This window comes from Pelagicoccus sp. SDUM812002 (genome assembly GCF_031127835.1).
In the GTDB taxonomy this organism is placed as follows: Bacteria; Verrucomicrobiota; Verrucomicrobiia; order Opitutales; family Opitutaceae; genus Pelagicoccus.
In genome coordinates this window covers 673,924-687,937 of record NZ_JARXHX010000001.1, presented here as the reverse complement: position 1 = coordinate 687,937, position 14,014 = coordinate 673,924, and the positions used below count along the sequence as shown (strand labels likewise).

The window sequence follows — 14,014 nt, the reverse complement described above, 5'->3', positions numbered from 1 at the left end:
GCCCGAGGCATCTAGCCTCGGGCTTCGTTGTTTCAGAATAGCGGTAGCATTATTTTCTGAATACAAAAGCTTGCGATAGCTTTATCTTAACAGGCTTTCGGTTTTTGGTAGGGGGCTCGAATCGCCATTGGGAAATCGCGTCTTGAGCGGCGAGTAGCATCGCTAGATCGGGCTCACCATCCGTCGCGCTGAGCACGGGGATCCTGACTAGGCCAGCTTCATCCACGTAAAATGTGAACACAGCCCGCGTACCGTCGAACTTGTCGATCAGTTCTTTCGGGACACTGGGCGGAGTCTGTACAATGGGATAGGGAAATGTATCGAGTTCTTTGATACTGGACAGTTTTTGGGCGTTAGTTCGGAAGCCAGTGATTTCATTGTAGCGTAACGTGCTCGCCGCTGCTCCGGTGGACAGGCTTACTACGTTGCCACTTGATCGGAAGTTGAGTTCGATCTCTGTGACGATGGATCGATTTTCGCCGTTCACGAAGGGTGCTGTGAATCTCCAGTCTTTGATCACGCCTTCGAGGGATTGGATAAAGCTCGGATGGCTCGACTCGAGTACGAGCCAATCTCGTAATTCCCCAGCGTAGTCGATATCGAGGGCTACTTTGAGATACCCTTCCATGTAGCCTTCATTCGACAGAGATTGAGGGAAGCTCGGAAGCTTCAGCGACTTGAAATGGAAATCGATTCCTTCGATTTCGCTGAAGGGAGTGGAGGGGGCAGCGCTTGTTTCTGCGATGCTGAGCGATGCCAGTAGACACGCTGAGAGTAGTGATTTCGCCAATTTCATTTTGTCCTGCGGGTAAAAGGTTTCTATTGAATGTAACTGGGCCCATCTAGTGTACGTCGTTGCGATATGGCCTACTTCAAATCCTTTGGGGAAAGTTAGCGAATTTAGCGTCTGGCTGAGAGGGATACCCATCCGAAACGTAACTATTTTCACGGAGACTTCGATTCACATCGCGCTGGTAACGGGACAACCTCTTAGCTGTCCGGCCGAAGCGCGCACCGAGCGAGCGTACCAAGATCTAAGACGAGATCTCTTAGTTGTTTGTGCTTTTCAGTTCGCTTTTCTTGAAGCGAAAAGGCTGGGCTGCTCTCGCGACCACGGGGCGTCGATGGCTCAGAGGCGGTTCAAATTTCCACTGTAAGAGCGCTTCCTGCGCGATGACGAGCAGTCGCTCGTCGATTCGATCGTCGGCTTCTCGAAGCGTGGGGATGCGGACGTTTCCAGTACTGTCTATGTAGAATTCGAAGACTGCGTTAACGATGTCCCGCTCTTCTAGCATGTCGTCGTGGAAACTCGGTTTCTCGACGTGCTTAGGGATAGGGATACTATCGAGCTCGTCCAGATTGTATACGCGATAAGTTTCTCTGTTCAGCAGTTCATCCTGAAAGGCTGGTAGTGCAGTTTGGTATCCGATAGTTTCATACACAACTCCTCTGCCTCTGGTGAAGTTCACGCGTATCTTGCTGGTGATCGAAGCGATTTCTCCATCGATCAACGGAACAGAGTAGCTCCATTCCGGGATAACGCGTTCCACTGATTTCGCAAAGTCCAAATGATCTGCTTCTAACAGGAGGAAGTCTTCCAGCTCGCCGAATTGGTTCACGTAGATTGCGAATACAGTGCTGCCATTTGCGATCCCACGGTTTTTCAGCGAAAGTGGGTAAATGGGGTCTTTGGTTGGATGTATTTTAAATTCGAAGTTCGGCTGCGCATTTGCCCGGTAGCGCACGATTTCCCCTTCGGAATTCGCAACTAAGGTTGCTGTCAATCCCATGGCGAGGACTAGAAAAGCTACTATTTTAGCACGGTTCATCGAATATTGTTGGTGCTGGATCAGCGGTGGGCCTGAAATCTTATCGTCATACGAGTTACTCCGCGGAAAGCGGAATCCCTTCAATCCAATTTTTTCCTGAAGGGTTGCGAGCTTTGCTAGGGTATGTGAGTGTGACGTACCCCGTGTTTCGAGGTCCGACTTCCCCAGAAAAAAGAGCATGTCAGACGACGATAAAATCGACGAAATTCTTAACCGTTGGGATGACGGTTACAGTGTAGACTCCGAATTGGCAGAACGAGTTCGAGCTCAGGCGGAAGCTCCGTCGCCCGGCGAGGAGATCGTCGTCTGGATTGGCAATGCCCTGTTGCGACCGGGGCTGGCTGCCAGCTTTGCTGCGGTTTTCGTGCTCGTAGGCATGGGGCTTTCTCAATTGATAACCGGTGGAGCACGCGATTCGAGGGAAGAGCTCACGCTGAGCTACCGGCTTTCGATCGACCCGATCTATCGTCTCCAAGCCATGACAGGGGCTGATCAGTTCGCGCATCAAGGCGGAGTCGCTACCCCACGTAAACCGGTTGAAGCTTCCGTGTTGTTAGCTGGCTTGGGTTGGTTGCAGGGAGCTCTCGATTTGTCTGAGCCACAATACCGAAAAGTGAGCGCCCTGCACAATTACTACGAAGTAGCTTTCGATGAGCTATTCACGGAGTTGGTTGAGAGTCATCGCGAGTTTCAAGCGCTGGATCGGAAGCGGATGGAAAATGACGTGATCGACTATTTCAAACTCTACGAGCTGTTGCAGAACCAGAAGCGATTGAGTGAACGCTCCACTCAGCTGACGGAGGAGCTACTGAGCAAAGTCGAGCAAGTTATCGAGCCCGCACAGCGAGCTCGATATAGGAAGCTGCTCGATAACATCTACCCTCGTCCTTCTCACATGGACGAAGAAACCACGGATGCCTAGCGATTCGGCAAACGATCAAGAGCTCATGCGCGGCCTGCTCAAGGACGCTCCCGGATCGTTGGAGCGTATTATTGAGAGATGGCAGCGCCCTTTGTATTCATTTATCTATCGTTACACGCAAAACGAATTTGCGACACGCGACATCTTGCAGGAAACCTTCGTGCGAATCTACACGAAACGGCACAAGTACAGGTTCAGCTACCCATTGTCTTCATGGGTGTTCACCATAGCGGCCAACCTCTGCAAGAACAAGGCACGCTGGCATCAGCGACACCCGGAAACTTCGATTGAGTGTCTGAGTGTTAAAGGTGAAAGACGGAGCCGTCCAAATTTGCTGGAGGTGCTGCCCTCGGAGGATGATCTTCCAATTGATGCTATTGAGCGTGATGAAGATTTGGGTACATTGAAGAACGCCGTAGCCGGCCTGCCTCATGATCTTCGAACGGCGGTCCTGCTGCACCACTACCAAGATCTGAGCTACAAGGAAATTTCAGACATCGTTGGCTGCTCGACTCGCGGTGTGGAAACGAGACTGTACCGAGCTCGAAAACTGCTTCGGACTCGCTTGGCGGAAGCTCGCTCTCTAGAAGAATCTGCTCAAAAAAAAACGGCCCAGCCTAAGGCTGAAACCGTTGGACCCACGTGCGCGTCAATCGCTCTTTAGTTAAAATTTCGGGATGAACCCGAGTCTTACCTTTTTACGTAGTACGATACACTCGGCCTCGATTTGAGTATCCGTTGCAATGATACGCTTTTTAAGCGAATTGTCGCCGCTGCCATGGTTGAGTAGATTGGCGATACTCTCATCTTCGACCCGGAAGCGAGACTCGTCGTCGGACGAACCCTTGAAGCAGAAGCGAAAGCTGAGGCCATGAGAATGGGGAGCAGCTTCGATCTTAAGTTCCTCAAGAGAGCGGCAATAGCCGGCAATCAAAGTGAGGTCGTCGGCGAACTCCACGAGCTTAAGGGGTGCTGTCTCGTCGAGATTTGTCTGGATCGCGTCCTGATCGATGCGGTTTACAAAGCCGTAGGACAAATTTAGACTCGGTAGACGTTCGGCTGCCCAAGCTTTGAGAGCGTGCGCGCTCGAGAGGCTGGCGATGCGTGTGGCGTTAGCGTAACGCTCGTGTTCTTCGAGAAAAAGCTCCAAAGTCTCGTCGATAGTTTCTGAAGCTTCGATTGAGAGTCGATCGGCGAGTCCACGCAAGACTCGGCCGAGCGGCACTGAGTCCAGTTTGGGGCTGGATGAGGTTAGGGAGGCGAAACCTCCTGGTTTTGGTAAGTCGACTATCATTGGATGTTCGTTGGTTTGGATTCGAGCTCTATCATTTGGTTTCCCTGACGGAGTATTCGTCGAGGATACGCATTCATGAATGGCCGAGGCCGTACCTTCTCATATCGGCTACGATCGGGCTAAATCGCTGTGGTGTCCTCTTAAAAAAAGAGCTAAATGTTGCCAAATAGGGGCGTGCAGGGGGCGTAGGAAAAGGTGGTTTGGGTAAAGACTCCCGGCATCTGGGAGGGATGGAGTTCCGCTTGCGGAAATCGCTCATCCGCCATGCGAAGAGCGCCTAAGAGAATCTTATTGCTCTCTCGAGCAAATATCCGGTCACACGGCTCAACGAGCAAAGGTTTGGCGCGATTCTGAAACTGTGCGCCAGATCGCGTTAATAAGGCCGGAGCTAGGCCTCCATTGTTACGGATGGGTGAGGATTGTTACGCGGGCGAGGCGTGAATGTTAAGAAACTGCGCACTTGATGGCGCTCGGTTGACAGCGGCTTTTCGACCTCCCAGCTCCTGACCAGTGTCACAGCATTTCAAACTACGAGCTTATATAACCATGAAACCTTGTTCAATTATTGGAGGCTCCTGTCGCCTCCTCACTATCCTTTGCCTTAGTGCATCGGTTGTCTACTCGCAGAGCGCGAAGATCGTAGGCCGGGTGACGGATGAAGTCGTCGATTTAGCTCTTGGAGGAGCGCTCGTCCAAGTTCTGAACTCGGAGGTAAAGTCCTACACGGACGATCAAGGTAACTTCGTTCTTGCGAACGTTCCTGCGGGTGAGAGAGCGATCCGTGTATCCTATCTTGGATACGAAACAACCGAAACGTTTGTCGAGGTGCCCTCTAGCGGGACTGTTCGTGCGGATGTTGCATTCTCCAGTGATGTCGTCGAGTTGGACGCGTTCCAAGTGCAGGGAGCTTTAGTGGGAACGGCTCGAGCCTTGAATAGCCAAAGGGCGGCAGATTCCCTGAGTAACATAGTTGCATCGGACGAGATCGGGAACTTTCCTGACCAAAATGCGGCAGAATCGCTACAGCGTATACCTGGTGTGGCCCTCTACCGTGACCAAGGTGAAGGGCGCTACGTGGTGCTGCGTGGATTGAACTATACTTTCACTTCGGTTGAACTGGACGGAGCTTCGTTCGCGGGAGCTGACCTAGGCGAGCGAGCGACTGCATTGGACGTAGTTTCTTCCGATATGCTTTCCTCTATAAAAGTCACCAAGGTACCGACTCCCGATATGGATGCGGAGGGCATCGCTGGCAAGGTGAACATTAAGACAAAAAGTCCCTTCGACGGCGACGTCTACAATTCGCAAGTCGGTTTGCAAATGACTTATTCCGACATCACCGGGGACTGGAGTCACAAGTTCAATGGCGAGACCAGCTGGATCTCCGACGATGGCAATTGGGGCTTTCTCGTCGCACCTTCTTTTCAAAGCCGTGAGTATGGATCACACAACTACGAAGTCGCTGATGCGTGGTCTGAAGAAGACTCTCCGAGCGGTGGCGAATTTTACTTTCCGGAAGAGGTTCAGTTTCGAGAATACGAAATCAAGCGCGAACGCAAAGGTGTGACCGCAACGATCGAAGCTCGTCCGAATGACGAAACCAAGCTGTATCTGAGAACTAACTACAACAACTTTGCGGACACAGAAAATCGTTACCGTACGATTCTACCTTTGGAAGATGGAGAGATCACTGCACTCAGCGCTGAGTCTGGAACGGTTGAAAACGTGGAAGGCGTTTCACGTCGCCTCCGCCAACGCGAAAAGGACCAGGAAGTCTTTGGGGTTATCGCTGGCTTCGAAAAACTGGTGGGTAGCTGGACCCTAGACGGTTTCGCAGGTATGTCGAAAGGGGAGGAGACACGCCCCAACGAAACCTCGACCCGGTTTGAGCGCGGTGATGGTGATGTGAGCTTCAACTACAGCTTTACCAATCCATACGATTTCACGATTAATCAAACTGCAGGTCCTAGTATTTCGGAAGCGGCTACCTACAACGAATTTGACAAGTTGGAACTCGCTAACGAATCGGGCGAGGAAGACTCCTTGGATTTGGCGCTCAACGCTCGCTACGACTTTGCTGGTGACAGACAAGCCTACCTCAAGTTCGGCGTTCGCATGAGAACGAAGGAAAAGAGCAGTGAAATTGAGCTTATCGAATTTGAAGATGGACCCGATTCATTTTCCTTCGCCAACTTGGCCGGTGAGACCACAAGCTATCCATTTCTGAGGGCTCCACGCATTGATGCGGCCAAGGTAAATGCTGCTTTCTTCGGAAACGAAACTTCTTTCGATTCAGAGCGTGTCATTGAAGACAGCACTTTAGACGACTGGAGATCGGAGGAAGACATCCTCGCAGTTTACGGCATGGCCGGTTGGACGCTTGGCAAGTCCAGCTTCATCGCTGGCGCTCGCTTCGAGCAAACGGACTTCGAAACCAACGGGTTTGAATACCTTGAGGACTCCGAAACAGGTTCGCCAATTTCAGCTACGAGGGACTACGATAATTTCCTTCCGAGCTTTCAGTACCGCTACAATGCTACTGAAAATCTCGTCTACCGCGCATCTTGGTCAAACTCTCTCGCACGTCCTGGTTTCGGTGATACAGCCTATCGTAGATTTATCAACGATGACGCTGACGAAATGGAGATTGGAAATCCGAATCTGGAGACCCTAGAGTCTACCAATTGGGACGCATCCGTTGAGTACTACCTGCCTTCCCTTGGCGTCGTTTCGGCAGCGGTGTTTTATAAGGATATCGAAAACTTTGCCTTCGAGCAAAGCTACGAGCGGAGCGATAGTCCGGAGATCTTCAGAGAAATCCTAGGCACTGATCCGGCCTTTGAAAGTATCGAGGAAATCACTACATTTAGCAACGGAAGCAAAGGAGATATCAAGGGTCTTGAATTGGCGTACCAGCAGGAACTCGCTCTTTTCGGCGACGCGTTCAAAGGTTTTGGCGTCATGGCTAACGTGACCTTTCTCGACAGTGAGGCGACTTATCCGACCCGTGAAGATGAGAATGTACCGTTCATAGGACAGTCCGATACAGTCGGAAACCTTGCCTTCACTTACGAGAAGGGGAAGTTCTTCAGCCGTGTCGCCATGAACTGGCGTAGCGAGCGCCTGCGCGAAGACGAGGCGATTGGAGGAGATGTTTTCGAAGACCTTTATGTAGATGACTTCAGCCAGATCGATCTGACCTTCCGCTATCGCGCGTCGGACCATTGGACTTTCTACACTGAAGTTCTGAACATCACGGACGAGCCATTTCGTGTGTTCCTCAAGTCCCCAGATGGCGCTCCTGCGCGTAACGGACAAGTTGAGGAATATGGATGGAGCTCAAACATCGGTTTCCGTTGGCACTACTAAGCCTGCTGTCGCTCTCCTACTTACATAAATCTTAAACTGCCGTCGACCGTATCTCGATACGGTCGGCGGCCTTATATTTTTCTTCTTATGACTAAACAGTTTTTAGCTCTTTTTTTCTGCCTTTCCTCACTCTCCATTGGAATGTCGGAAACCAAAAGGATAGTGGTAAAAGAAACTTTCTTCACGACTGATCAGACCCGTGAGAATATCGACTCGCCAGCGGTGTGGCATGCTCCGGACGGGCGGAATTTGCTTTTTGCCACAAGCAAGGCAGGACACTCGGTCAATGTTTTCGATGCTGAAAATGGGGCTATGATTCGCCGCCTTGGTGGACTGGGCTCGGAGCTCGGGCAATTTAATCGTCCGAACGGCGTTTGGGTGGTCGATGACTATATGCTCGTGGTTGAGCGCGACAACCGTCGCGTGCAAGTGGTGTATCTCCCCACGATGGTTGGGATCGCGAGCTTCGGCGAAGAGCAATTGGGCAAGCCGTACGGTTTGTACGTCAAGCCTCTGGGACAGGGGGAGTACGAAGTGTATGTAGCAGACAACTACGAAACTTCAGAGGGAGAGATTCCGGCTGACAAGGACTTGGGCCACCGGGTGAACCGATACCTATTGGAAACGGCGGGCTCGACTGCGGATGCAGAGTGGGAATCTGCGTTTGGGGCGGTCTCTGGCGATGGTCGCTTATACGTTGTCGAATCAATTTACGGTGATCCTATCCACAATCGTCTGCTGGTCGCTGAGGAATTGGAAGACAGCAAAAAGGGGCGCCAAGTCAAAGTTTACGATTTGGATGGGAAGTTCACTGGCACGACATTTGGACAAGGCATTTTCAAGTACCAGGTCGAGGGTATTGCATTGTACGAAATGTCAGATCGCACAGGGTATTGGATAGTGACCGACCAAGGGAAAGTCGAAAACTGGTTCCATGTTTTTGATCGTGAAAGTCTCGAATACCGAGGGAGTTTTTCGGGCGAGAGAACTCTCAATACGGATGGGATTTGGTTGAGCCAGAAGCCGTTGTCCCGCTTTCCTCACGGTGTTTTCTACGCGTGCGATAACGACCGAGCTATTTCTGCTTTTGATCTGGGCGAGGTGATTCAAGGCCTTGGATTGAAAGTAGAAGAGTAAGCGGTCCCGAGTTAAATTTCGTGTTGCCGTATCCCGACGAAGGATACGGCTTGTTTGTCTTCCACGGAAAGGGGCGTGGTAACTCTATAGTCGAAAAGGTGTAATTGCGGATACCGGTCTGTCGCAGGCAAGGAGCTTCATAAGGAGGATGCGGCATCGAAGAATTCCCTTACGGGAAAAGCCTTTACAAGGCATGTGATCTGCTAGCAGGTTGCTTTCGTGCTCGTGATTTATCAGCTGGGCTGCTCCTTTTCCTCAACAACATATCCCCACATTTATGTCTGAACCCCAATCCGATAAGGCGAGTAACGACACCGCCTTGAGGTTTTATCGCGACGTACTCGGTCTCGAGCGTCTTCACTACGGAATTTGGAACGACGATGATGAGTTGACGTTCGATGCGCTCAAAGAGGCGCAGGCGCGATACGAGAATTATCTGCTGGATAGCATACCCGATGGAAGCTCGAAGATTTTGGATGTGGGCTGCGGAACGGGTGAGATGTGCGTGAACCTGCAAAAACGTGGTTATGACGTGGAGGGACTTTCTCCCGACAGGAACCAGAAGGGTTACTTTGCGGAGAAGCTGAAAGTGCCGTTCCACCACTTCAAGTTCGAGGACTTCGAGCCGGAAGCGGGCAAATATGACTGCATAATCATGAGCGAGTCTTGCCAGTACATCCCAGTGAATCGAGTTTTTGAGAACGCCGCCGTGGCTCTCAGACCGGGCGGCCACCTCATGGTGTGCGACTATTTCGTAGTTGATCATGAGGCCGGGATTTTGTCCAAGAGTGGACATGATCGAGCGGCTTTTCTCAAGGCAGCCGAAGGCAACGGCTACAAGATCGTGAAACAGCGCGACATCACGCATGAAGCGGCCAAGACCCTCGACATGGGCAAGCTGATCGCAGATCGCATCCTGATGGCTGCGGACATGTTCACCGAGCGGTTCCGCAAAAAGCACAGCTGGACTTTTGGTTTCGTGAAATGGCTAGCCCGTAAGAAAATCAAGAAAATGGAGGATCAGCTTCCATTGCTCGATGCCAAGCGCTTCAGCGAGGTGAAGCGGTACGAGTTTTACCTCTTTGAAAAGGCATAGTAGTGTTTGAGATCGGCGAGAAGGCGGCTAGGCTTGCAGCATGATTATCCCGAAGTCTCCTAAGCTCACTGACGCCCAAGTTAAGGAAATCCACTCCATTGTAGAGGATTTCGCCTGCTCCATCCAGGTTATCGAAGGAGCGGGTCAAAACGTGTATGCAATCGTTGGAGACGAGCGGCATGAACTGATGATCAACCGTCTCGAAGGCTTGGAGTATGTGGACCGAGTGGATACTATCCAGTCCCCACATAAGCTCTTGGATATTCGCTCGGAGTTGAAGCACCATCGTGTTTTGTTCGGTGGTGTCGAGTTGGGCAAAGAGCTCTTGCTGATCGGGGGGCACTGTACGGTTGATCCGAACGAACCGAATAAGTTTTTCGAAACGGCAGATGCCTTGAAGGATGTGGGCGTACAAGCTCTGCGAGGTGGTGTTTGGAAGCCGCGCACTAATCCTTATTCGTACCAAGGCGATGTGAAGGCGCTCGACATCTTGATGGAAGCCTCGCGGCGGACAGGGTTGCCGGTGAATGCGGAAGTTATGGAAGAGCAGCATCTCGATATCGCTCTGGATGCGGGAGTGCACATGCTGCAAGTGGGTACGCGAAACGCTCTGAACTATTCGCTGCTGCGTCAAATCGGAAAGAAAATTTCCGGCCGCGATACGGTCGTATTGCTCAAACGGGGCCGGCACCTTGGGCCGGTGAACGAATTCATTTCCGCCGCGGAGTACATCGTGAATTTCGGGAACCCCAATGTGATCCTATGCCCGCGAGGAACTTTGCCTGGGTTGGAAGGGTACCGCAATCATCCAGACGAAAGCATCACACCATTGCTCAAGGAAAAGACTTGGGCTCCGGTGGTGGTCGATCCATCTCACTCGGTCGGAAAGTCAACCTACGTCGAGGCGTGCAGCATGGCGGCGGTCGCTTACGGAGCCGACGGATTGTGCATCGAATCAAATATCGATCCGATGGGAGGCTTGGGTGACGATCCCAAACAAGCAATCACGCCCGAAGCCTTTGGGCGTTTGGCCAAAAAATGCCGGGCGATCTGGGATTTGAGGCGGAGCTAGTAAGGACCAGTCGAAACGAGCGAATCGCTGCACGGTTCCCCATTTCTGAGCTGAGAATGACCGGTGTCTCAGAAGCGAAAGGTTCCGCCCACTTTAGCGCTAAGTTCTGAGCGGGTGTATTCCCATCGGTCGTTGTCGGTATCGATACCTTGATTAAAGACGAGGTATATGTCGCTACCCGGGTCGTAGGTCCAGCGCAGGCGCGTGTTGAAACCGATGCTAGCGCTGATGTTGTCGTATTGACTGAGGGCGGACCATACGAGTTCTTTGGAAAATTGCACGGTGGCCGCTAGCTTGATCAGCCGAACTGGGAACTCAGCGTAGGGCAATTTCACGGCGGTGTATTCGTAACCGGTATCAAGGTTGAAGACGGGGGAGGGGCGCCAGGTGATCTCGCTGTTGTAAGTATCTTGCGTCCCCCCGTAGTACGGGATTTGGGTGTATCCAACAGTGGCGGATAGTGGACGAGATTTTGAAAAAGCGAGCTCGGTCTGAAAGCGGTTCCCCGTAAAGTCACCTGGTTTAACAAACAGGCCTTTTCCGACGACGAAAGGCTGCGGCAATCGTTCGCGTTCCAGGCGGTAGCGGACAAGCAAAGTGTCCCCCGCTGGGTTTCGGCGGTGAATTCCGCGCCGACGGTTTCTTGCTCGCGATCGTTATAGATCATATTGTATCTACGAACATAGGACAGGTTTGGGACGAAACTCTTGAGAGCTTTAGGGTTGAGCTCATAGTCAATTTTCCCGGTTACGGTATAGACGCCAGTTTGACGTACGCTCCCGAGTGCAGGGTAGTAGTCTTCGCCCACTCGATCGAGGTAGCTGACGAATCCCCAAGTCGGGCTATCGTAGATAAGGCCCCAGTCGTATGCGTCACTGTCTCCGTCGAGACTGGTGGCCCCGGTGCGCTGGAAATATAGGGAGCTGTCGAGCAGGTTGGCGTTTCTCCCGAGGAACTGGCCTGTGGTGTGGTTAAGATCGAATCCTACAAGCCAGGCGTCGCCGTTGGTGCGAGGATCGCCGTAGGTGGCTATGGTGCCGATATTGGTTTCGTCGGTGAGCGTCCATTGCACTCTCGCTACACCGAGTTCCTTGGCTTCAATGTCGCCCGATGCGTCGGTGGATACGCCGAGTATGCCAAAGTTAATAGGGCCCTCTCGTCCTGAGATGCGGGCTCCAGCGTTGATGTCGACGACCTCGCCCCGCGGACCCAAACCGATCCTTCGAGAGTAGTAGGGTAGCGGATTATTATTGATCAAGCTGTAGGAGAACACGCCTGCGTCCTGCAGGAAAAAGGCACGCTTTTCGGGAAAATTGACGGGAAATCGAGTGAGGTTGACCACGCGATCGTCGACCTCTGCATCTGCGAAGTCGGTATTTATGGTGAGGACGGCTGTGGTCGATTCCGTGAGCTTGTAGAAGAGGTCGAATCCAGGATCGAAGCGGGTTGTCTCCGCCCCGTTGGTACGATCGTTCGCGTAGGTTACGGTGGTAAAGGGGCGAAGCTCGATACCCGAGGCTCGTCGAAGATCGCTCAATCCGATTAAACGCCCCGTGTTAGCTAGATTGTTCACGAGGTATTGCCTTTGTGTCCCATTCCAGCGGATACGCTCACCCGTCCTTGCGATGACGCGTTCGATGTTCAGTCCCCAAGCGGGGGCTTGGGAATCGAATGAAATCGTTGAAATCGGAATAGAGCCTTCAGTGATCCAGCCGGTATCCGAACGTTTGGTTACTACATCCCAGATCCCATCCCAATCGGTATTGAGAGTAACGCCACCTCGTATCAATGCGTCTTGTCGGGCTCCGAGAGCGTTGAAGGAAAAGTAGTATCCGTTGCGCTTGTCGAGAAAGGGATCGATTACGAGCACGACGTTGTCGTCGCCGCTGAGGTCCGCATCCCGTTTCAATTGGGTGGCGACGATCGCTTCGGGATCGCTGTCGTTAGCAACCATCGCGAAGTAGAGACGGTTCGAATCGTAGGCGAGGTAGAACGCAGTGCCTTGGCTTGGCTCTTCCCCAAGGGTTGGCTCCACTTGGCGAAACTCTGTAATCGCCGCTTGGTTTAGCCAAATCGGTTCGTCGAGAATTCCGTCGATCTTTGGGGCCGTATAGGTTCGAGAACTCTTCCAAGTCGCAGCCTGTTGGGAAATTACTGTGTTGCAGCAGAATGCGAACGAAAACCCGAGTGCCAGTCTCCGGAGCGGACAAGTTGAACGGGCCGACTGGCGCGTCGGATTATAGATAGACATCTTTTCGGTGTAGTAAGTTTTCCGGATTAGCGACTTTCGCGCCACTGCACCGTTGCGCTTGATATCGAGCTGAGCCTTTTCCACCTGCCTGAGAAAAGGCTCTTTTGTGGGCGTTGCTACGCTAGCTCAAAAACAAAAAAACGCTTGTTTGGATTTGGGGTCGGCGTGAAGGCTGGCTCACCTGCTTAAAGCTCGATGTGGTATGGGACGGAGCTCAGGGCTGGTGTTCGGACGCCCCTAGTCGGTTCGGCAGTAGACTCGATGGCGTCGACTTGACGTTTCTAGCCTGGTGCGTTGCGAGCTTTGTGATCTGGTCCGCTGATGGTCCACACGGTTGCATTCTGCGGTAGTTCGAGACTGCTGAAGTCTAGGGTCGCCGCTTCATCGGTTGACGACGCGAATAGTGAGGATCTTGCCATCGGTCGACTTCGCTTCGTCGCTGTCCTCTTTGGCGGTATATGTGTAGGGGAATTTTTGATACGCTCCTTCCGTTGCCGTGAAGGTCGATCTTTGGGCGTCGCTGCGCTCGGCGCTCGCGGAGAAGCTGACCTCGATGGTGCGTCGCTCGGATCCGCGATTCGTAGCCAAATATAGCCGTCGTACGACTTGCCGGATACGATGGAGAGATCATTTTGGCGGATTGCGGTTCAAGCGGCGATTGACGGCGTGTATTCGCCTACGAATGATTCGGAGCGATTTTTGCAAGCCCGAGGCATTACCGATGATTTCCATGGAGGGCACATACAACGGGTTAGTCGGTGTCAAGGAGGTCCTTTTACGGGGCGTTGTCCTCTGTGAAGGGGAAATAGAACCTACGGTCCCCGTGCGTTTCTGTTCAAATTCCACCGAAGACGCAGCGTCAGAGGCGCTTGATAAACTGCCCGTAGTCGAAAGGATTTATCTCATGGCCTGTTTGGTCGAGATCGATGGTGAGAGCGTGGGGGACTCGTGGTAGTTCGTATAAGCTATGGGGCTAAGTGAGGCCACTCCAAGAACCGCTAGGGTCCGGGTCAGTCGGTTCGTCTATTTGGGTATTACGGGTTA

Annotated in this window: 12 protein-coding genes; 6 read left to right on the top strand and 6 right to left on the bottom strand. The window is 52.3% G+C overall.

Features of this window, described 5'->3' with window-relative positions:
- Positions 1-49: 49 nt before the first annotated feature.
- Both QEH53_RS02855 and QEH53_RS02850 read right to left on the bottom strand, forming a co-directional pair.
- Positions 50-796, bottom strand: coding sequence for an energy transducer TonB (locus QEH53_RS02855; protein WP_309021612.1), 747 nt, complete (start codon positions 794-796; stop codon positions 50-52).
- A 253-nt stretch (positions 797-1,049) separates the two neighbouring features.
- Complete coding sequence (locus tag QEH53_RS02850) at positions 1,050-1,829, bottom strand: hypothetical protein (protein ID WP_309021611.1); 780 nt, start codon at positions 1,827-1,829, stop codon at positions 1,050-1,052.
- Between the two features lie 178 nt (positions 1,830-2,007).
- Between QEH53_RS02850 and QEH53_RS02845 the strand changes: the two genes are divergently transcribed.
- Together QEH53_RS02845 and QEH53_RS02840 are read left to right on the top strand one after the other, a co-directional pair.
- On the top strand, positions 2,008-2,751 hold the full coding sequence (locus tag QEH53_RS02845; protein ID WP_309021610.1) for a hypothetical protein: 744 nt from the start codon (positions 2,008-2,010) through the stop codon (positions 2,749-2,751).
- Positions 2,744-3,415, top strand: coding sequence for an RNA polymerase sigma factor (locus tag QEH53_RS02840; RefSeq protein WP_309021609.1), 672 nt, complete (start codon positions 2,744-2,746; stop codon positions 3,413-3,415). Before QEH53_RS02845 ends, QEH53_RS02840 begins: the two co-directional genes overlap by 8 nt.
- Here the strand turns inward: QEH53_RS02840 and QEH53_RS02835 are convergent, their stop codons facing one another.
- Complete coding sequence (locus tag QEH53_RS02835) at positions 3,416-4,045, bottom strand: hypothetical protein (RefSeq protein ID WP_309021608.1); 630 nt, start codon at positions 4,043-4,045, stop codon at positions 3,416-3,418.
- Positions 4,046-4,591: 546 nt separating this feature from the next.
- On the opposite strand from QEH53_RS02835, the gene QEH53_RS02830 reads away from it, so the two are divergent.
- From QEH53_RS02830 to QEH53_RS02815, 4 genes are all read left to right on the top strand, one after another.
- A complete protein-coding gene (locus QEH53_RS02830) occupies positions 4,592-7,414 on the top strand; it encodes a TonB-dependent receptor (RefSeq protein WP_309021607.1) in 2,823 nt (940 codons plus the stop codon).
- Positions 7,415-7,576: 162 nt separating this feature from the next.
- Positions 7,577-8,551, top strand: a complete 975-nt coding sequence (locus QEH53_RS02825; protein ID WP_309021606.1) for a phytase — start codon at positions 7,577-7,579, stop codon at positions 8,549-8,551.
- Positions 8,552-8,828: 277 nt separating this feature from the next.
- Positions 8,829-9,647: a class I SAM-dependent methyltransferase gene (locus tag QEH53_RS02820; protein ID WP_309021605.1), complete on the top strand. Its 819-nt coding sequence runs from the start codon at positions 8,829-8,831 to the stop codon at positions 9,645-9,647.
- A gap of 40 nt (positions 9,648-9,687) precedes the next feature.
- Positions 9,688-10,719, top strand: coding sequence for a hypothetical protein (locus QEH53_RS02815; RefSeq protein ID WP_309021604.1), 1,032 nt, complete (start codon positions 9,688-9,690; stop codon positions 10,717-10,719).
- 68 nt (positions 10,720-10,787) lie between these two features.
- Here QEH53_RS02815 and QEH53_RS02810 read toward each other — a convergent pair whose 3' ends face one another.
- The 3 genes from QEH53_RS02810 to QEH53_RS02800 all read right to left on the bottom strand — a co-directional run bounded on the left by QEH53_RS02810 (position 10,788) and on the right by QEH53_RS02800 (position 13,558).
- Complete coding sequence (locus QEH53_RS02810; protein WP_309021603.1) at positions 10,788-11,054, bottom strand: hypothetical protein; 267 nt, start codon at positions 11,052-11,054, stop codon at positions 10,788-10,790.
- Positions 11,051-12,970: a DUF5916 domain-containing protein gene (locus QEH53_RS02805; RefSeq protein WP_309021602.1), complete on the bottom strand. Its 1,920-nt coding sequence runs from the start codon at positions 12,968-12,970 to the stop codon at positions 11,051-11,053. Before QEH53_RS02805 ends, QEH53_RS02810 begins: the two co-directional genes overlap by 4 nt.
- A gap of 381 nt (positions 12,971-13,351) precedes the next feature.
- Positions 13,352-13,558 (bottom strand): hypothetical protein, encoded by a 207-nt coding sequence (locus QEH53_RS02800; RefSeq protein WP_309021601.1) that lies wholly within the window; start codon positions 13,556-13,558, stop codon positions 13,352-13,354.
- Positions 13,559-14,014: the final 456 nt, after the last annotated feature.